The organism is Candidatus Paraluminiphilus aquimaris, assembly GCF_026230195.1.
Classification (GTDB): domain Bacteria; phylum Pseudomonadota; class Gammaproteobacteria; order Pseudomonadales; family Halieaceae; genus Luminiphilus; species Luminiphilus aquimaris.
The window spans coordinates 460,459-479,741 of sequence record NZ_CP036501.1; the positions used below are offsets into that span (position 1 = coordinate 460,459).

The following is a 19,283-nucleotide window of genomic DNA, read 5'->3' on the forward strand; positions in this document are numbered from 1 at the left end:
TATTTCATGGCTTATAACGACCCTTTGGTTGCCACCTGCTAAACGCTTTCAACCTATGCGCCTTTTTAAAATTACAGCCGGATCGTTTTTAATCTGTCTTCTGACCGCCTGCAGCACAAGTCCCACGGGCAGAAGCCAATTCCTTATCGTTTCTCCCGAGTCCGCCATTCAGCAGTCTCGCGGGGCGTATCGTCAGGCAGTGGAAACTATTCGAGAGGAAGAGAAGCTCTCGAAAGACCGGGCACTGGAAGCACGTATTCGCCGTATTGCAGGTCGAGTGGTAACGGCGGCCGTGGAAGACTTCCCACGTTCGGCTGGCTGGGAGTGGAGCGTCGTTGTTGTTGACGATGACGAGACAGTTAATGCGTGGTGCATGGCCGGTGGTCGCATGGCTGCATACACCGGCTTGTTTGAACAACTCAAGCTAACGGACGCCGAATTTGCACAAATCATGGGCCATGAAATTTCACATGCTCTGGCAAACCATACGGCGGAGCGTATGTCACGCGCTATGGCCATTCAGCTCGGTCTCATCGCAGTGAGTGCGGCGACAGACCAAAGCCAAAGTGCTAGTCAAGGCGCAGAGTTGTTGGCGCAAGTTGCCCTGGAGTTACCAAACAGTCGCACCGCAGAAAGGGAAGCAGACCGATTGGGGATGCGACTGGCAACGCAAGCCGGCTATGACCCCGAGGCCGCTGTGACACTCTGGCAAAAAATGGCCTCACTGGGGGACGATCGCCCGCCCGCGTTTTTAAGTACGCACCCGGCACCCAACGATAGGCAAGCTCAGTTGAACGCCATGATTCCCGCGATGAGAGCGCTAAATCCAACAGGCAGCAAGCTGCCTGCAACCAACATCAGGATTGCTAACTAAGTTCTCCTATGTTGCTCAAACTGGGCGAGCACATCAGCGATAACTTGTGCCTCAGTGAGACCCCAAAGACAGTAACCCGCTGAACCTGAAGTCAAATGGACCTCAGTCGCTGAGGTTGACCCCGTTACAGGAAGCGACAACTCGTCACCCCGACTTTCAGTCGGTGCATCGACGCCCAAGGGGGCAAGCCGAACCGCATAAGTGAAAACGGACTCATCTGACTTTTCTGTGCTCAATACAACCGAGCCATCCGTATCAATGAGATTCGTTACATCAGTAATCACACCGTTTTTGTTCAGCTCAGAAGCGAAAGCTGACAACGCAGGAAACACCGTTTCCCGTTGAAACGTCAAAACCGAATTGTCAGAAGGTGTCCTCAGGAGCGAACCCAATCGCGACTGCCAGTCGACATCCGTATCGGTATCAAAGCTTGCGGGCGTACTACCAAAGCTTGCCTGTAAATCTGACTGGAGCGACCGCTGAAGCCCCCACAGGGCACCCAAGAGTATGAGCGAGAACGGAAGCGCACTCGCAATCGTTGCGGTTTGGAGCGCGGGCAACCCACCATTTATCAGAAGCGTAGCCGAGATTGCGGCAATGATTGCTGTCCAGAAAACACGTTGAACGACAGGCGTTTCATCCGTTCCTCCTGAGGCCATCATATTGAGAACCAAAGCACCGCTGTCCGCCGAGGTAACAAAAAAGATAACGATCATCACGAGGCTTAACAACGAGAGATAAAAAGTACCGGGCAGATAATCTAGGAAGAGAAAGAGGCCCAGCGGCTGGTTGTTGGCCACAGCCTCGCCAAAGGCTGTTTCGCCTGCATGAATTAAATCGATTGCGCTTCCGCCGAATACATCCATCCACAGCACGACAAACAGGGTAGGCGCCAACATGACGCCAATCAGGAACTCGCGAATCGTTCGCCCACGGGAGATGCGCGCAATGAAAATACCGACAAAAGGCGCCCAGCTAATCCACCATCCCCAGTAAAAAATTGTCCAACCCCCCAGCCATTCGGTTTCTTGGTAGGTAAAAAGGTTGGTTGAGGTGGTCATCAAGTTGGCAACGTAGAAGCCAAAGTTCTCCAGTGTTCCACCTAAAATCAGTGCTGTTGGACCCGCCAACAAGACAAAGCACAGCAGCCCAATCGCCAGGAAGGAATTTATCTCTGAGAGGCGCTTAATGCCGGTATCAAGACCCAGTGCTACCGAGACTGCAGCCATCGCCATAATAGCGATAGTGATGGCTAGCTTGATGCCGCCCGACTCCGGAACATCGAAAAGGTAATTAAGGCCGGTACTCAGTTGCTCAACACCCAAACCCAAACTGGTCGAAATACCAAAGGTTGTACAGACGATGGCAAAGACATCGATGGCGGCGCCTATGGGACCATAAATGCGGTCGCCTAAAATGGGGTAAAAAGCAGAGCGCAAGGTGAGCGGCAGACCGCGGCGAAAGGAAAAGTAGGCAAGGACTAGCGCCATCAATGCGTAGACAGACCATGCGTTAAATCCCCAGTGGAGCATCGTGAGATTAATCGCCTGATTCTCTCCGCCCGGCGCCAAACCCTCTCCCACGGGTGGGTTTAAAAAATGCACCACAGGCTCTGATACACCGTAAAACATAAGCCCGATACCAACACCGGCGGCGAATAACATGCTGAGCCATGAGAACAGACTATAGTCAGGGGATGAGTTGTCAGGGCCAAGACGAATGTTGCCGACCCGAGAAAATGCCAGTACCACGGATGTGACGAGAAGAATCGCCATCACTAAGCCGTAGAACCAACTGGCATTTTCTACAATGGCGCCTTGCATGGCCCCAAAGGCGGCGTCACTGGCCTCAGGGAAGGCGAGCACAATACCTACAGTACTCAGCAAAAAAACAATGGAAGGAATGAAAACAGCGCGGTCAATCACAAAGCCGCGATCTAGCAAACTCGACATGAATAAGCTCTTATTAGTATGAATCCAAAGTGTAACAGTATCTGAGCCTATGGACGCCACAGGGCAAATCAAATGAGCAAAAAGTAAATACGTTGTGAACTAATCACAAAAATATTAATAAAATAATTTAAAAACAATAGCTTATGTTCATTAGCTAGCGGGGTAGAGGATTAAAATACTTTGAGCTAGAATCTATCCACCACTCTAATAAATGGAAGTTCTCTATGTTTCGTATGAAGCCATCTGGTAAGCGACCTTTGTCGCTCGCCGTAGCCGCTGCCATCACCCCTGTTTTGGCATCGACAGCGTTAGCGCAAAACCCTCAGTTAGAAGAGGTTGTGGTAACCGCGACAAAGCGTGCTGAAAATCTTCAAGACGTACCGATTTCAGTCAATGCATTGACCGGCGATGCAATGCGTTCACAAAACATCCTGACATTCGACGATTACGTTGAGTTTTTACCCAACGTAGTGAGTGCAGGTATTGGCCCCGGCCAGAAAGAAATTTACATCCGTGGTTCGGCATCCGAGCAATCGTCGATTACCGTTGCACCCGCACAGGGCTCCGCCCCCGGTGTCGCGTTGTACTTCGATGAAATGCCCGTATCGTTCGGCGCACGGAACCTCGACGTTTATGCCGCTGACTTAGAGCGTATCGAAGTGCTGTCTGGCCCACAGGGCACGCTGTTCGGTGCGAGCTCACAGTCAGGTAATATGCGCTTGATCACCAACAAGCCAAACCAAGACGAGTTTGAAGCAAGTCTCGACTTTGGCATGAGCAACACGAAAGGTGGCGCAGCTAGCAACAACGTCGAAGCGATGATTAACCTGCCGCTAACAGACAAGTTGGCCGTACGCTTTGTTGGCTACAGCGACAACCAGGGCGGCTGGATTGACAATCAGCAGGCGACCTTTACCCCTAATGGTGAGGTCATCGATCGAAATAACTCAGCTGGATTCGGTCCTTTCTTCCGAGACTTCCCGCAGACCAATATCCGATCAACAACCAACACGGATATCGTAGCTGACGACTGGAACGAAGCCACTTACAACGGCTATCGTATCTCCGCAGCCTACGACTTTAACGATGACTGGAGTGGCCTGATCACGCGCATGTCGCAGGAGATCGATGTTGAAGGCTCCTTCCTCGTGGACCCAAGCTTAGGCGACTCAACCTCCGAGAAGTATGTACCTGAGAGCAACGTTGACGAGTTCGATATCACAACGTGGACCCTAGAAGGCCGCATCGCCAACCTCGATGTGGTTTATACCGGTGGTTACATTGACCGTGAGGTCGATGCATTGATCGACTACACCCACTACAACAACGGTGGTGGCTACATCACTTACTACCTCTGTAGTGGAAACATCTACTCAGGTGATAAGGCGAATGCGCCTAATAACTGCTTTGACCCAACCAAGCAGTATGCGGATGCATCGACTAATGAGCGAACAACGCACGAATTCCGTGTAAGTAGCGACCCTGACGAGCGTTTACGCTGGATGGCGGGTGTCTACACCAGTGACGTAGACACAACACACATTGGTGAATTCCAGTATTACTCAACCAATGATGCGTTCAGTGATCACATTGTTAACTACTTTGGCTCTGGTGACCCCTTCCAGGTTGGTAACACCACCATCCCAGACACTGCAGGCACCGTTTCAGAGGGTCCAAGAAGCCCACTGACGACCTTCTACAACGACTTCACTCGTACAGAGAGCGAAACGGCCTACTTCGGTGAGGTGCAGTTCGACCTCAATGACCGTTTGACAGCCGCTTTGAGTGCACGTCGCTACAGTCTCAAGTCGCAGCTACAGGGCGCGTCTAACTTCTCATTTGGCTGCCGGTATGGCGCGCCGTTTACTGACCGTGATACGCCCGCAGGTGCTGGCTTTGGCAACGCGGAAGTGACGCCAGACGGCCGTTGTAACTCAAACGCGTTTAGTAACAGCGTAACGGACCGCCTCCTCACTCTCGGTGACTACGCGGCAAACGGTAATGCTGACACCATCTTGCGAGCCACAAGCCCCAACGGTGCGCGTGACATGTTCCGAGGCGGTGGTAGCAACGCAGCGACACTTGCTGCAATCCAAAATGGTAACTTGGACATCAGTGCGATATCGGAAGACGGTTCGACGCGCGAAGAGGACACCATCGTTCGCTTCTCGCTGAACTTCAATCTTACCGACGACGTCATGCTCTACGGTATCTACTCAGAGGGATACCGTCCTGCGACGCAGAACCGTAACGCCGGTCAGCTTGCAGCGAACCAGAGCGGTGTTTACGACGGTTATGTTGTTCCCGCAGTGGCCGTTACCGATACGCTCGAGAACATCGAATTTGGTATGAAGGGTGAGTTCCTCGATCGCACGCTTCGACTGAACGCGAGCTTCTACATGACTGACATCACCGACCTTCAGGTTTCACGTTTTGACCCATCAAACGTTGCCTTCTTGGTCTTCATGGAGAACGTCGGTGACGCAGAGTCAAACGGTGTCGATCTTGACTTCCAGTGGGCGCCCACAAACAACCTGATCATCTCAGGTGCGGCGAGCTTCTTGGATACGAAGATCACTCGACTGAACCCTCAGCTTGAAGGTGTTGCGGTTCCTGTGGGTTCCGAGCTTCCACTTGCACCAAGTTTCGCGGGTAACATCCGTGCTCGCTATGACTTCGAGCTTCCCAACATGGGTGCTAACGGCTACTTCACGGGTGCGGTAACGTACCGCGGTGAGTCGGTAGCGGGCATCGTGGGTAGCGCAGCCTTTATGGATGACACCGGTGTTCTCGCCTACGGTCGAGAGTCTGGTCTTGGCCAACAGGACGAGGGCGGCACATTCGGAACTGTCGCAGACCGTAATGGTGAACTGCCATCGAACTCACGTTTCGTGAATGAGGCAGCTACCATGGTTAACATCGCAGCAGGTGTAGAGAAGGACAACTGGCTTGCAGAGCTCTACGTCCGCAACCTCACAAGTGAAGAAGGCGCCATCGTACAAACAGCGGGTAAGTTCTCGCCCGAGGCGACGGTTAATCGTCCTCGTACGGTAGGCCTACGACTCTCTTATCGCTTCTGATTAGACACCGAAGCGTAGTACCCTCAAAGGGCGGACATTGTCCGCCCTTTTTTATTTCCGAGAGAAAGACGTTACGAACGTGATTGCAGAATCGATACAAAAAGCCCGTGTGGCAATGAGTAAGCGTGCCTTTGGTGAATCAAAGGCTTTACTGGACGAGGTTTTATCCGCTGAACCCGATAACTTCGAGGGGCGGTATACCTTAGCTGTACTGCATCGCGCAGAAGGGCAACCCGCAAACGCCAAAGTCCTTCTTGAAACGCTGGTTGCGGAAAAGCCTGATTTCGGCCGGGGGTTTCAAGAACTCGGCTTATGCGAGTTGGCGCTTAAGAAGGAGCCAGCCGCTATCACCGCCTTCGAGCAAGCGGTTGAGCACGATGGCTCGCTAATAGACAGTTGGAAATTCTTAACAACAGCCTATCGTCGGCAGGGCGATACGCGCGCCGAGCAAGCGGCTATGCAGGTTGATTTTTTGGCGTCGCTGCCTACTGAGCTAAGAACCGTTATTAGTTATCTGGCAGCTAATCGAATGGCGGACGCGGAACGACTTTGTCGTTTCTTCCTGCAGCAAAACAAAACCCATGTCGAAGGTATGCGATTGATGGCCGAGATCGCAACGCGTACCGGAGTGTTCGATGATGCAGAGTTTCTGTTAGAAACGGTCATGGAGCTGGCGCCCGACCACATAGAGGCCGAAATCCAATTGGCTCACGTGCTTTTAAGAAGACAGCGTTTTCATAAAGCGCATAAGCGCGTCACATCAATTTACAACCGAAACAGCAACCCATCACCCCAAGTCAAAGCGCTTTACGCATCGGTATGCTTTGGCGTGGGGGAGAATGAAGAGGCTATTAAGACGTATCAAGACATGATTCGGGTATCGCCTAACGACCCACAGTTGCGCGTATCGCTGGCGCACATCTACAACGCTACGGGCGAGTCCGCCAAAGCGGTAGATCTTTTCAAACAAGCCTATTCGCTTAAATCCGACTTTGGTGATGCCTTTTGGAGTCTGGCTAATACGAAATCGTATCGTTTTACCGAGGCCGAATTGACTGCGATGACGGATCGTGTGGACAGCCCCTCTACTCCACAACTCGACAAAATACAGATGCACTTTGCGCTGGGTAAAGCCCACGAAGATAGTAAGGATTTCGACACCGCGTTTCGCCACTACCAAGAGGGCAATACGCTAAAACGTGAGACATCTACTCACAGTAAAGAGCAACTCGACATTCGAATTTCTTCTCAGCTTGAAGTCTGTAAATCCGACTTGTTCGAGCGCCTTAAAGGCGTAGGGCACGACGCACCCGACCCTATCTTTATCCTGGGATTACCGCGCGCTGGATCAACCCTGCTTGAGCAAATTCTCGCCTCACACTCGAAAGTCGATGGGACCATGGAGCTGCACGACATTCTTGACCTCGCTAAACGTCTACGAGGTCGAGACAAAAGCAGCGATCCGAGCCCTCGCTATCCTCGCATTTTGAGCGAGCTACCGACCGAACGATTTACACAATTTGGTCAACAATTTATCGAGGATACGCGCGCGTATCGCGGCAATGCACCCTTCTTTATCGACAAGATGCCTAATAACTTCTTTCATATTGGTCTTATCAAACTCATCCTGCCAAATGCAAAGGTCATCGACGCGAGACGCCACCCAATGGCGTGCTGTTTTAGTGGCTACAAGCAGTTATTTGGCGAGGGGCAGGAATTCTCTTACGGCCTTGAGGAAATCGGCAATTACTATCGACAGTATGTAGACTTGATGGATCATTGGAACGCCGTATTACCGGGCTTTGTTCTGCAGGTTCAACATGAAGATGTTATCGCTGACCTTGAAGGCCAAGTCCGTCGAATACTCGATTTTTGTGGATTAGAATTCGAGGAAGCCTGTGTTGAATTCCACAAGACAAAACGCACGGTTAGAACCCCAAGTGCCGAGCAGGTTCGGCAGCCGATTAACACCTCAGGCGTCGATCAGTGGTGCAACTTTGAGACGCATTTAGACCCGCTTAAGCGAGCGCTAGGACCTGATATTCTTGACGCCTATGGTGTAACACCGCCTGCATGATTTTTTCAGAAAGCAAAGGGTTCGTTTTTTTTGCGGTGCCCAAAACGGGAACACACTCGGTAAGAGAGCAACTTCGCCCCCTTTTGGCGACTGAAGATTGGGAACAACAGCTACTAACAGGCCGAATGTTGAGCCCCATTAAAGCCCTCGCTGAAATCGGGCACGGCCACATTTCCTATGCACAGTTAACCGCTGCGATGGGGCGAGAAACCGTTGCAACCATGCATCGTTTCGCCTTTGTTCGACATCCTATCGACCGATTTATGTCAGCCTGCGCCTTTTTGGCACGAACCGACCCGAGCTATAACCGTGACCCCGTCAGCTGGGCCCAGAGAGCTTTCTCACAACCCCAATTTCGACGACGCGTCCTTATTCGCCCACAAACTGAGATGCTGACAAATGAAGACGGCGAAATCGCTATGTCGTTTATAGGGCGATTCGAATCGTTGCAAGAGGACTTAAACAAGGTTCTCGGGCGCTTGGGAGAACCCGAGGTACTCCTGAAAAAAAAGAACGTGACGCAAAATCAGAAACCGCACCTTTTAGCGTCATCAGCATTTATCGACGAACTCAAAGATTTCTACGATGAGGACTTTAGGCTGTTGGGTTATAGCCCGGACTAAACTCAGCAACACGTCTTGGTCGCAAAGCGGCGGACAAAATACGTTGGTTAATAATAGGGTTTATCCCCACCTTGTTTGAGGCGGTGACCAACACCCGTGGGTTGGGTAAAAGCTGACTCGCGGTTCGTTCCAATAGCTTTCTAAATTGAGGAAAAGCGGGCTCTGTAAAACCATAAAGCCCCCAAACTTCACGCCAGTCATGCACGAGATCCAGCAGCAGATGGCGATAAGCTAGCATCGTATCCACGTCATTTTCGGGATTAGCCTCGCAGTCCTGAAGCACCTGCTCGACAATTGCGAGCATCTCGCCCGGAGCCATAACCGGGGCCACCGGAAACTGTTCGGTACGCAACAGATGTTGCTCACCGGCGCCTGGCAAGACCGTTATGGGTGGCGTTGTATCCGCACGCCGGACGATCTGCCAAAAGCGCGACGAACCCGCAAGGTCAATTACGAGATGCACGCGCCGCACCTTGCTCGAATTCACAACGCGGTGCCGCCGCCAAGAGTCGAACAGCCAGCTCTCACCCGCCTTCATGTGCACGGCCTCGTCACCACAATAAAAAACAACATCGGGATCAGTGATAATAGGTACATGGATACGTACCCGGCTCACCCAGTGGTAATTGAAGTCTACGTGCTCAGCGACCTTGGCACCGGGCTCTAAACGCATGAGGCGCGACCGCGCCACCACCTCGCCGAAAGAGGAGACAACTTGATTCAGATAGGGAGAGGACGTTAATGCCTTGGTCGCTTTCATCGAGCCATCGAATGCGTGGTTCATTTCTCCATTGACGGAGACAAGTGGCACGGCAGAATTCCCCGGCAGACCTGAGGGGTGTTCTAGCCAAAATGCGTCCGGCAGACTTGCTACCTCGCTGGACAGTGCATTCGCGTCAAAACGCCAGGGTAATTGCAAAAACGGCTGATCAAATTCCATTTGTGAATTACGCCACAAATAGGCCCAATATGACAGATTCCAAATAATTCCAATTGAGTACTTTGGACTCAAAGTATTATGATGCGCGCCCGCTTCATGACCGCAAGAGCACACCAGCATGTCCACGGCAGAACTTCCTGATCACGTACTCGTGGCGCTTCGCCGTATCATACGAGCAACGGACTTGCATTCACGCAAGCTGGGCAAGAAAACAGGGCTTACGACACCTCAACTGGTCATTATTCAAGCCATTGGCAGGCTCAAGGATCCGACAGTGTCGGACATCGCTAAGGCGGTCAGCCTTAGTCTTGCGACGGTGACTACGATACTGAATCGGCTCGAGCGGAACGGCGTAGTGAATCGTGCGCGCTCGTCGGTCGATAGGCGTCGAGTTATCGTGACACTGACCGAGGAAGGTCAAACGCTAAGAGGGTCCGCCCCAAAGCCCCTGCAAGACAGCTTTGTTGCTAAATTCAGTAAGCTCGAGACTTGGGAGCAACACTCGATCGTCGCTTCCCTCGAGCGCGTCGCGGCAATGATGGATGCCGATGACCTCGATGCAGCACCTCTGTTGGCCAGCGGTGATGAGGTCCTTTAACTTACGACAACGATGCCGCTAACGACTTCATCACTATCGAGAAATCGTCGCGGCCAAGGCCTTTTTCTTGGAGGGATCGATAAACATCCCCAGCGCGCTTACCAAACTCAGCATCGATGCCCGATTGCTCAGCAAGCTCATTGGCAAGCCCTAAATCCTTAGCCATCAGATCCACCATAAAACCTGGCTTGTAGTCGTTACCCGCGGGCGCGCCATTCATCACACCGGGCCAGGGGTTGTACACCTGAAGCGACCAGTTGTTCCCCGAGCTCGCTTTCATAATCTCTGATTGGACAGCCGGATCCAAACCGTTTGCAGCACCAATCGCTAACGCCTCGCAGGTGCCGATCATGTGAATAGCCAGCAGCATATTGTTTGCAGCTTTAGCAACCTGACCCGCCCCATCGGGACCTGCGTGGAATATTTTCTCAGGATTACCCATGGCCTTGAGTACGTCTTTGGCTCTGTCGAACGCTCGCACAGTGCCGCCGCACATGAACGCAAGACTGCCCGCTTGAGCGGCCGCAACACCGCCCGAAACCGGTGTATCCATAAAGGCAATATCGGCGGCACGCGCAGCATCATGAAGCTCACGCGCCGTCGCTGCATCAATGGTACTGGCGTCCAGCACGAGCGCCCCGGCCGGTAAGGCTGCGAAAATGCCGTCATCACCGAGCATGACTGACTTGACGTGTTTCCCCGCAGGAAGCATCGAAAAAACAACATCAACACCTGAGGTTGCGCTGGTAGCCGATGCAGCTGCTGTTGCACCCGCGGCGACAACCTCGGCTAAAGCCTGTTCTGACAAATCAAATGCCGTTACCGACCAACCTGCCTTAAGTAGATTTTTGGCCATCGGTCCGCCCATATTACCGAGACCGATAAAAGCTATGCTCGACATAACATCCCCTAGCGCCGTGAATTTAGTAAGTGCTTACTACCATGGGTAGTGCATTTCTGGAGCGCCCTCTGCTTCTTGGAAAAACGTTTCAAGTACAGCATCAGGGACGTCATGAACCGAGTCATATTGCCACTTAGGTTGCCTATCCTTATCAACAAGCAGGGCCCGAACACCCTCAGCAAACTCGGGGTCTCGCATAATATTGGCACCCAGTCTGAGCTCGGTATCAAACACCTCTTTTAAGGAGTAGTGCACTGATTCATTGAGCTGGCGGAAGATCCAGGCCGCAGCAAGCTTAGAGCCATGGGCAAATCCATCTCGTGCTTTTTGCAGCCATGCATTCTCGCCGTCATAGCTCAATAATCGGTCGGATATGGCGCCCAAATTGTCGCCAGCCATCAGCGCATCAATGTCAGACATTAACGGCTCCACAACGCCTACGGGCATTTCAGCTGCAGGTGTCATACCCAAAATAGCGTCAACCACTGCATGGTTGGTATGTGGATCCTCTGTCCACTCAGCGCTTGCGAGTGCGGCCATGACCTCGTGGCGCTGCTCATGGGCGAGGAAAACGTCGCCCAAATTGGCAAACAGCGCATCTGCGGCATTGATGTGAGCTGAAGTCAGCGACAGGAAACGACCGATCATGCCGGGCGTGCGGTTCAAGAAGTAACTACCGCCAACATCGGGGAATAACGCGATTGTAATTTCTGGCATTCCAATGCGGGTCCGCTCGCTCACCACTCGGTGGCTACAACCCGCCATCACGCCCATACCGCCACCCATGACGACACCATGGCCCCAGCAAATTACGGGCTTAGGATAAGTAAACAACACGTAATTCATCTGGTATTCACGGGCAAAAAAGTTCTCTGCGTACGTGCAGGGCCCACCAGGATTCTCAATCGAGGAACGACGCAGCTCATGAACATCGCCACCCGCACAGAAAGCTTTATCACCCTCACCATCGATATAAACCGCGGCAATAGAATCGTCCTCAGCCCATTCCAGCAATTTACCAAGCATGATTTCTATCATCTCGGCATCGAGTGAATTCAGTATGCGAGGTACATTCAGCGTCAAACGACCTACTCGACGATCACCCTCGCCCAGGGTTGAAACTATTACGACATCTTCGCTCATTGGTTTTTCCACTGTGGCGTTCGCTTCTCCAAAAAAGCGTTTACACCCTCTTTTTGATCCTCTGTTGAAAACAACGCGACGAACTCGTCACGCTCCGCGACCAAACCCGCACCAATTGTAATATCTCGCGCTGAATGGATAAGCCTTTTACAGGCGGCAATCGATGTTGGACTTTGATCTGAAGCACGTTTGGCTAAATCGATAGCTGCTGCCAGCGAAGTCCCTGACGCCACCACCTCTTCAACTAGCCCAAGCGTCATCGCTTTTTCGGCTGATACGCGCTCACCGCATAGCATGATACGTTTCGCCCAGCCTTCACCCACGAGCTGCGCAAGTCGTTGCGTGCCGCCAGCGCAGGGGAGTAACCCCACCTTGGCCTCTGGTAAGGCAAGCGCGGCATGCGACTCCGCGATGCGAATATCACAGGCCAAAGCGACCTCGAGACCACCACCCATGGCGTAGCCGTTGATCGCCGCTATTGATACGCCTCGGTAATCCGCAAGTGTCTCAAATGCCGCGCCAAAAGCCTCACCCATGGCACCCGCCGCAATCGGGTCGCCATCGGCAAACTGATTGAGGTCGGCGCCCGCGGAGAAAAACTTAGCTCCCTGGCCGGTGATCACCAAGGCTCGCACCTCAGCCATGCCGTTAAGATTATTAACGACCGCCTCCAAAGCGGGCAAACTCTCGAGGTCCCATGTGTTGGCCGCAGGATTGTTGATCCGCAGTGTGGCAATTCCGTCCTCGATTGAGACGAGCACTTTCTCGCTTGGGCTGATACTCATTGAATTACCTCCAGTGCACCATCTAACAGCGCTTGTCGTGAAATGATGACTCGCATAATTTCATTGGTGCCCTCGAGAATCTGGTGCACTCGCGTGTCTCTGACGTAGCGCTCCATCGGGTATTCCTTGATGTAGCCATACCCCCCAAACAATTGCAGCGCATCGTTACAGATCTTAAAGCCAGCGTCAGTGGCGAACCGCTTAGCCATCGCGCAGTAGGTTGTGGCGCTTGCGTCTTTGTTGTCGAGTTTACTGGCGGCAAGGCGAATCATCTGCCGCGCAGCGACTAGCTCCGTAAGCATATCTGCTACCTGGAATTGAGTATGCTGGAACGCGGCAATCGTCGAGTCGAACTGCTTTCGATCCTGCACGTAGGCCGTCGCATCAACAATTGCCTGCTGAGCCGTACCGACCGAGCAGGTCGCGATATTTATCCGTCCGCCATCAAGCCCTTCCATCGCGATAGAAAACCCTTGACCTTCCTCGCCCAAACGATTGACCGCAGGAACAGCCACATCATCGAAGCTGATTTGGCGGGTAGGCTGAGCATTCCAGCCCATCTTCTGCTCTTTTTTTCCGTAGCTGATACCTTCAAGGTCAGCAGGCACCAAGAATGCAGTGATTCCACGTGCACCTGAGTCACCGGTTCGCGCCATGACCACCAGTACATCTGTGTCGCCTGCGCCAGAGATGAAGACCTTGCTCCCTGAGAGTCTGTAAACATCGCCATCGCGTTTTGCCGAAGTGCTTAACGACGCGGCGTCAGAGCCGGCACCGGGCTCCGTCAAACAATACGATGCAAGTTTCTCGCCAGCCACCAGCTCAGGACACCAGGCATCTACTACTGATGGCTCACAGTACTTACCAATCATCGCTGTCGCCATGTTGTGAATGGTCAAAAACGCCGCTGTCGTGGTACATCCGCGCGCTAACTCTTCAACGATCAGACTGGCATCCAGACGGGACATTCCCAAACCGCCGGCGCGCTCCGGCGTGTACATACCCATAAACCCAAGGTCGCCAGCTGCTTTCAATGCACCTTTGGGAAAAATCGATTGCTCGTCCCATTCGCCCGCATACGGGCGAAACTCGGACTGCGCAAACTCTCTCGCGCTTGCCGCGTAGGCTCTTTGCTCTTCGCTTAACTCAAAATCCATATTTGCTCTCTATGCGCTTAACGAGCGACAGTCTAAACGATGTTTATAAGTGACAGGGATACCCCCTCTAGCTCCCTCGTGAGCGTCAATCGCTCGGTACAATCCGGAGGTGATGCAAGTTGGAAATTTTTCCTATCTTGCCTCAAGAGCTTCACGAGGGAGTTCGCGATTACAGCGCACGGTGTTATTGTCTGCCCAGAACGATATGCACAGTACAACAGACGATTTTTATTCATTAATAATTAAACAAAATGTCTAAACTCGAAGCCACCACAGTCGCGTTTGCCCACGCTATCGATAAGCTGGGAACGGATGATTTTATTCCTACACTTGCCGATACTCTGTGCGAGTTTGTAGGAGCCGATGATTCGACCGTCATTGTTTACGGTTATGAGGAATTACCTTCAATTAGCTTCGCGCGACCGCTCAGAGGTCGGTACGAGAGCACACTGAGCAACTACTTAACAGGACCGTTTCTACTCGACCCGTTTTACAGAGCTGCGGCATACGACGAGCACTTTGGTGTTTTCCGCTTGGCGGATCTTGCGCCGTCTAGCTTCCGAACGTCTGAGTATTACAAAAACTACTACAAGTCCTGTGGTTACGAAGATGAATGCGGACTTCTTATAAAACTGTCGAAAGACAACTTCCTAAATATTTCACTCGGCTTAACCGCAGAAGGCGCCCGATTTAAAAAGAAGCACGCAAAGGCCCTATCCAGTGTCTATGAACTGTCCGCGGCTCTGTGTCGAAAGCACTTTCACGATGTCCTTAAGGCCAATGTCCCCACACTTCGCGAGCGAATGCACCGCTCACTGGCGGCATTTGGTGCAAGTATGCTGACAAAGCGTGAGCGACAAACCGTAGAGCTCGTACTACTTGGCCACAATACGCGTTTGATCGCAGAGAAATTAGGTATCTCAATCGAAACAGTGAAACTGCATCGTAAGCACGCCTACGCAAAGCTTGATATTAGCTCGCAAGCAGAGCTCTTTTTCCTTTTCATGGAGGCGTTATCACACTGGTCAGGAGATCCTGACACCGACCCCCTGATTGCCTATCAGGGAAGTTCCTGAGCGTGACGAATCTCACCCTAGCCGATGGTTTTTCCGCCCTAAACCGGGGTGATTTAGCGACGGCTGGCGAAGCCTGCAAGCAAGCCCTAAGTCATGATCCGCAATTAGTGCCCGCGCATTTTTTGGTTGGCTTAGTAGCCCTTGAAGGGCAACAGCGACGGGTAGCGCACGAAGCGTTTAAGTCGGTAGTAAAACTCGACCGAAACCATGCAGCAGCGTGGGCGCACTTGGCTAAGTTGAATGTGGGAGAGGGTCGAATAGCGGCCGCAGAATCGGCGTTAAAAGAAGTCCGACGCATACAGCCAAACGATCCCGTCGTGATAGAGCTCACAGGCACAGTCCTGAATTCTCTGGGCGAATATGAAGCCGCAGAGCGCTTTTTTGAGCGGGCGCATCAAATGGTGCCAAGCAACTCATCTGCGCTGATGAACTTGGGAAACGTTCGTGTTTTTCTTGGGAAAATTGACGATGCGGTATCGCTGTTTAAACAAGCCATTTCACTAGAGCCCAATAGCGCCCAGTGTCATTGGGGACTTGCCAACTCTGAGCGAGCGAGCAACGACGACCACATCATGCAGATGCAGACATTGATTCAGTCCGGGCGACAGTCAAAGCGCGCCCAGGGCTTTCTTCACTATGCCATCGGCAAAGAAAGTGAGGACTTGGGTGACTGGCCCGCCGCCTTCAAGGCCTTCAGCGAGGGTGCTCGCGCGAGACGCGAAACTGTGGAATTCAGTGAAGCCGATGAAATTGCTATGTTTGACGCTATCAAAGCAACGTATACGGGCGACTGGCTGGCAGCGCGACCACCCGGGGTTGCGGATTCATCGCCGATTTTTGTGCTGGGTCAGCCGAGAACGGGCACAACGCTTATCGAGCGTGTCATCACCAGCCATTCGCAAGTCCTGTCTGCGGGCGAACTGCAACAATTCGGCCTCGCTGTGCGCCGCGCGACTCGACACAACGACCCCAAACGATTCTCACGCGACCTCTTTTTGGCAGCAGCTGAGATCGATCCTGCGAACATCGGTCAAATGTACTTAAAATCAACCGCTAAACAGCGTGCCAAAAAACCCTTCTTTGTCGACAAGCTGCCCGTCAATTATCTCAACCTACCACTGATTCTTGCGGCACTGCCCAACGCGAAGATCGTCCACCTTGTAAGGGGTCCAATGGACGCCTGCTTTGCCAGCTTCAAGCAACTGTTTGCCGATGCCTACCTTCACTCTTACGACCAAGGCGAAATGGCCCGGCATCACGCGCGGTACCGCGATCTTATGGCGCATTTTCACGCAGAGTTTCCTGGGAAAATCATCGATGTGAGTTACGAGGACACCGCCCGAGATCTCGAGCCCAATGCACGGAGATTAATTGCCGCGTTGGGACTCGAGTGGGAAGACGCCTGTCTGCACTTTCACGAAAGTAGCGCAGGTGTCGCCACGGCAAGCTCGGTGCAGGTAAGAGAGCCCGCGCACACACGATCAATTGGTCGCTGGCGTCGATATGAGACAGAGCTCGCACCCATGGCAAATGAGCTTAAGCGCTTAGGGGTTCCCTTAGATTAGTGCCGGAGTATACTTAGGGACGAACTAACTGAAGCGTCAGACTTCTTAACAAAAATAACGAGCAGACTTTGCGTGATGACTGCTCAGCACCACCCGAGGAAACCACTATGTCAAAGGTCTTTGGCACAAAACCCAACACCAAACTCCTGTTACCCTTGGCGGTATCAGCAGCGCTTATTAGTACAGGCCCAGCGGTCGCACAAACACTCGAAGAAGTTATCGTTGTGGCCACCAAGCGAGAGCAAGGCGTCATGGACGTTCCCCTTGCGATTACAGCGCTGTCTGGCAACTTCATTGAAGAGACGAATCTTAACGATGTAAAAGACCTTATTGCTTACACCCCCGGTGTCAGCGGTAACTCACAAGACTCTTACATCGACGCGGTCAGTATCCGTGGCGTACGAACACAGGACTTCGGTGTCGGGGGCGATCCCTCATCAGCCTTTTTTAAGAATGACCTCTACGAAGGCAGAAACGGCTCAGCTGTAACAAGCTTGTTTGACGTCGAGCGAGCGGAGATTCTTCGAGGGCCCCAGGGCTTCTTGTTCGGACGCAACTCCATCGGTGGCGCATTCAGTGTGCACACGCGCAAAGCGGAAATAGGCTCAAATGACGCGTTCATCGACTTTGATTTCGGACAGCGCGAGCACGCCGTATTTGAGGGCGCCGTTAACATCCCGGTGAGCGATAACTTTGCCATGCGTTTAGCCGGTTACAGTTCTCACGAAGAAGGCTTCGCCAAGAACGTATTCTCCGGTAATGACGAAATCGATCACAGTAAGAAGGCCATTCGCTGGTCGACGCGCTACGAGTCGGACGCGCTCTCTATCGACACAGTTGTTGACTGGGAAGACAGAAAGCAGTCAGGTTCGATGTATCGCGCAATCGATAGTGGCGATATCTGGGACGCACTCGACGGCTACATCGTTGACGACACAACGGTGAATGGAAACAACCAGCAAATTGACTCGGATCTTGAAGGTGGCGATGCCGATATCGGCGACCTTCTTACCATCGGAGTATTTGTCGAATACGACCTGGGTTTTGCAACGCTTAACTCGAACACAGGCTACAAGGACCACGACTACTACTACTCCGAGGATTACGACGGCACGTCGCTCAATATAAACAACTTCCAGTTCGAGCAGTCAGGGCAATACTTTCAGCAAGAACTGAGACTCACAAGCACCGGTGATGGTCCTCTCAACTGGTACACCGGTGTCTCGTATTACGACGAAGACCTCGATGCCGAGTTCAACGCAATAGGCTCCGAGGACCTGATGTGCCAGTACTACCTCAACTATTACGCCGAAACTTACGGCTATGAGTTCTACAGTGGGTGCTCTGATTACTACACCGATTTCTATCCCAGCTCTGATGGCAATCTTGTCGAAACCGGTATGCTCAAAGGCAAGTACACCGGTTGGGCGGCGTACGTAAACCTCGACTACCAAGTCACCGATGAGCTCATGGCTTCCGTTGGCGTGCGCTACACCAAGGATGACAAAGACTTTGGCATCTTAGTGCCAGAGCCCGATAGCTACCTCGGTCCTTATTTCACCTATGGCTTTGCCACAGATGAGTACATCGAAGACTCGAAGTCCTGGAGCGACACCACTACACGGTTTGCTCTCACCTGGACGCCTAATGACGACGCAATGTTTTTTGCAAACTACACCCAAGGGTTCAAATCCGGAGGCTTTGGTAGTTTCTGGATTGAAGACGCCCAAGGTGTACCACCTGAAGTCGCTCAAACAGGTATTACCCAAGCAGACGGCTTCCGTCCGGGAACGTTCAAGCCTGAACAAATGGACTCTTACGAGATTGGCTTTAAAACAAGCTATCTCGACGGTGCGGGTAACTTCGACCTAACGGCATTCATGTACGACTACACCGATGCCCAAGTTATCCAATATGTGGATGTTGGCGACACCTTCTCTGCCAGGGTTTTAAACGCCGGTAAGACCGACGGAATGGGCGTTGAGGCATCGACTACCGTAGCGATTAGCGAGTACACGACCCTCTACCTATCAATGGGTTATCTCAATACCGACGTAACAGGTCTTGGAGATCCTGACCTCGACGATGGTGTAAATGAATCGCTGTGCAGCATCGACGTCGATCAAGAAGGCGATGGACGAGGCTGCGAGGGAAGTCGAATCTTTTGGGCTCCCAAATTAACGGGTGCGGCCAAACTCGACATAGACGTGCCGGTTGACCATGGAACAATTGCAACCAGCTTCGAGGTTTCGTACGAAGGCGAGCGCGGCGGTGCATGGGAAGGCAATCGCGAGGGAATCATAGGATCCTACGCGGTAGCCAACCTCCGCGTGGGTTACGAGTCCGACAACAATTGGTACGTTCAGGCCTACGCTGAAAACTTGTTTAACGAGTTTACCTGGGACGGCTACAACGCCAATGGAGGCATCATACCCTCTCACTTCTTCGGTCCAATGCGTCCAAGAACGATCGGCATCCGCACAGGTATTAGCTGGGACTAAAACCCCGCTAT

General features: G+C 52.5%; 14 protein-coding genes. 8 read left to right on the forward strand and 6 right to left on the reverse strand.

From position 1 onward, the window contains the following. The first annotated feature begins 199 nt into the window (after positions 1 to 199). Positions 200 to 874, forward strand: coding sequence for a M48 family metallopeptidase (locus E0F26_RS01990; RefSeq protein ID WP_420887691.1), 675 nt, complete (start codon positions 200 to 202; stop codon positions 872 to 874). Here E0F26_RS01990 and E0F26_RS01995 read toward each other — a convergent pair. Continuing rightward, a complete protein-coding gene (locus E0F26_RS01995) occupies positions 871 to 2,826 on the reverse strand; it encodes a BCCT family transporter (protein WP_279242375.1) in 1,956 nt (651 codons plus the stop codon). The genes E0F26_RS01990 and E0F26_RS01995 overlap by 4 nt on opposite strands. 224 nt (positions 2,827 to 3,050) lie before the next feature. Here E0F26_RS01995 and E0F26_RS02000 point away from each other — a divergent pair, with 224 nt between their 5' ends. The 3 genes from E0F26_RS02000 to E0F26_RS02010 are packed head-to-tail and all read left to right on the forward strand — an operon-like array spanning position 3,051 to position 8,606. Beyond that, positions 3,051 to 5,906, forward strand: coding sequence for a TonB-dependent receptor (locus E0F26_RS02000; RefSeq protein WP_279242376.1), 2,856 nt, complete (start codon positions 3,051 to 3,053; stop codon positions 5,904 to 5,906). 37 nt (positions 5,907 to 5,943) lie between these two features. Continuing rightward, positions 5,944 to 7,983 (forward strand): tetratricopeptide repeat-containing sulfotransferase family protein, encoded by a 2,040-nt coding sequence (locus E0F26_RS02005; protein WP_279242377.1) that lies wholly within the window; start codon positions 5,944 to 5,946, stop codon positions 7,981 to 7,983. Continuing rightward, positions 7,980 to 8,606: a sulfotransferase family 2 domain-containing protein gene (locus tag E0F26_RS02010; RefSeq protein WP_279242378.1), complete on the forward strand. Its 627-nt coding sequence runs from the start codon at positions 7,980 to 7,982 to the stop codon at positions 8,604 to 8,606. Before E0F26_RS02005 ends, E0F26_RS02010 begins: the two co-directional genes overlap by 4 nt. Here E0F26_RS02010 and E0F26_RS02015 read toward each other — a convergent pair. Then, entirely contained in the window at positions 8,578 to 9,546 is a 969-nt protein-coding gene (locus E0F26_RS02015; protein WP_279242379.1) for an aspartyl/asparaginyl beta-hydroxylase domain-containing protein, read from the reverse strand. The two genes, E0F26_RS02010 and E0F26_RS02015, sit on opposite strands and share 29 nt — an antisense overlap. A 118-nt stretch (positions 9,547 to 9,664) precedes the next feature. Between E0F26_RS02015 and E0F26_RS02020 the strand changes: the two genes are divergently transcribed. Then, positions 9,665 to 10,144: a MarR family winged helix-turn-helix transcriptional regulator gene (locus tag E0F26_RS02020; RefSeq protein WP_279242380.1), complete on the forward strand. Its 480-nt coding sequence runs from the start codon at positions 9,665 to 9,667 to the stop codon at positions 10,142 to 10,144. Between the two features lies 1 nt (position 10,145). Here E0F26_RS02020 and mmsB read toward each other — a convergent pair whose 3' ends face one another. Genes mmsB through E0F26_RS02040 form a run of 4 tightly spaced genes read right to left on the reverse strand, consistent with a single transcriptional unit; the run spans position 10,146 to position 14,130 of the window. Further along, entirely contained in the window at positions 10,146 to 11,045 is a 900-nt protein-coding gene (gene mmsB / locus E0F26_RS02025) for a 3-hydroxyisobutyrate dehydrogenase (protein ID WP_279242381.1), read from the reverse strand. A 36-nt stretch (positions 11,046 to 11,081) separates the two neighbouring features. Further along, complete coding sequence (locus E0F26_RS02030; RefSeq protein ID WP_279242382.1) at positions 11,082 to 12,188, reverse strand: enoyl-CoA hydratase/isomerase family protein; 1,107 nt, start codon at positions 12,186 to 12,188, stop codon at positions 11,082 to 11,084. Continuing rightward, positions 12,185 to 12,973: an enoyl-CoA hydratase gene (locus E0F26_RS02035; protein WP_279242383.1), complete on the reverse strand. Its 789-nt coding sequence runs from the start codon at positions 12,971 to 12,973 to the stop codon at positions 12,185 to 12,187. Before E0F26_RS02035 ends, E0F26_RS02030 begins: the two co-directional genes overlap by 4 nt. Next, on the reverse strand, positions 12,970 to 14,130 hold the full coding sequence (locus E0F26_RS02040; RefSeq protein WP_279242384.1) for an acyl-CoA dehydrogenase family protein: 1,161 nt from the start codon (positions 14,128 to 14,130) through the stop codon (positions 12,970 to 12,972). Before E0F26_RS02040 ends, E0F26_RS02035 begins: the two co-directional genes overlap by 4 nt. Before the next feature lie 251 nt (positions 14,131 to 14,381). Here E0F26_RS02040 and E0F26_RS02045 point away from each other — a divergent pair, with 251 nt between their 5' ends. From E0F26_RS02045 to E0F26_RS02055, 3 genes are all read left to right on the forward strand, one after another. Further along, positions 14,382 to 15,206 (forward strand): helix-turn-helix domain-containing protein, encoded by an 825-nt coding sequence (locus tag E0F26_RS02045; RefSeq protein WP_279242385.1) that lies wholly within the window; start codon positions 14,382 to 14,384, stop codon positions 15,204 to 15,206. 2 nt (positions 15,207 to 15,208) lie between these two features. Continuing rightward, positions 15,209 to 16,771, forward strand: coding sequence for a tetratricopeptide repeat-containing sulfotransferase family protein (locus E0F26_RS02050; RefSeq protein WP_279242386.1), 1,563 nt, complete (start codon positions 15,209 to 15,211; stop codon positions 16,769 to 16,771). 107 nt (positions 16,772 to 16,878) lie between these two features. Then, positions 16,879 to 19,272, forward strand: coding sequence for a TonB-dependent receptor (locus tag E0F26_RS02055; RefSeq protein ID WP_279242387.1), 2,394 nt, complete (start codon positions 16,879 to 16,881; stop codon positions 19,270 to 19,272). The last annotated feature ends 11 nt before the right edge of the window (positions 19,273 to 19,283 follow it).

Coding starts and splice junctions, on each gene's coding strand:
- E0F26_RS02000 (WP_279242376.1), top strand. CDS start 3,051: ATGTTTCGTATGAAGCCATCTGGTAAGCGACCTTTGTCGCTCGCCGTA.
- E0F26_RS02040 (WP_279242384.1), bottom strand. CDS start 14,130: ATGGATTTTGAGTTAAGCGAAGAGCAAAGAGCCTACGCGGCAAGCGCG.
- E0F26_RS02055 (WP_279242387.1), top strand. CDS start 16,879: ATGTCAAAGGTCTTTGGCACAAAACCCAACACCAAACTCCTGTTACCC.
- E0F26_RS01995 (WP_279242375.1), bottom strand. CDS start 2,826: ATGTCGAGTTTGCTAGATCGCGGCTTTGTGATTGACCGCGCTGTTTTC.
- mmsB (WP_279242381.1), bottom strand. CDS start 11,045: ATGTCGAGCATAGCTTTTATCGGTCTCGGTAATATGGGCGGACCGATG.
- E0F26_RS02020 (WP_279242380.1), top strand. CDS start 9,665: ATGTCCACGGCAGAACTTCCTGATCACGTACTCGTGGCGCTTCGCCGT.
- E0F26_RS02045 (WP_279242385.1), top strand. CDS start 14,382: ATGTCTAAACTCGAAGCCACCACAGTCGCGTTTGCCCACGCTATCGAT.
- E0F26_RS02030 (WP_279242382.1), bottom strand. CDS start 12,188: ATGAGCGAAGATGTCGTAATAGTTTCAACCCTGGGCGAGGGTGATCGT.
- E0F26_RS02010 (WP_279242378.1), top strand. CDS start 7,980: ATGATTTTTTCAGAAAGCAAAGGGTTCGTTTTTTTTGCGGTGCCCAAA.
- E0F26_RS02035 (WP_279242383.1), bottom strand. CDS start 12,973: ATGAGTATCAGCCCAAGCGAGAAAGTGCTCGTCTCAATCGAGGACGGA.
- E0F26_RS02015 (WP_279242379.1), bottom strand. CDS start 9,546: ATGGAATTTGATCAGCCGTTTTTGCAATTACCCTGGCGTTTTGACGCG.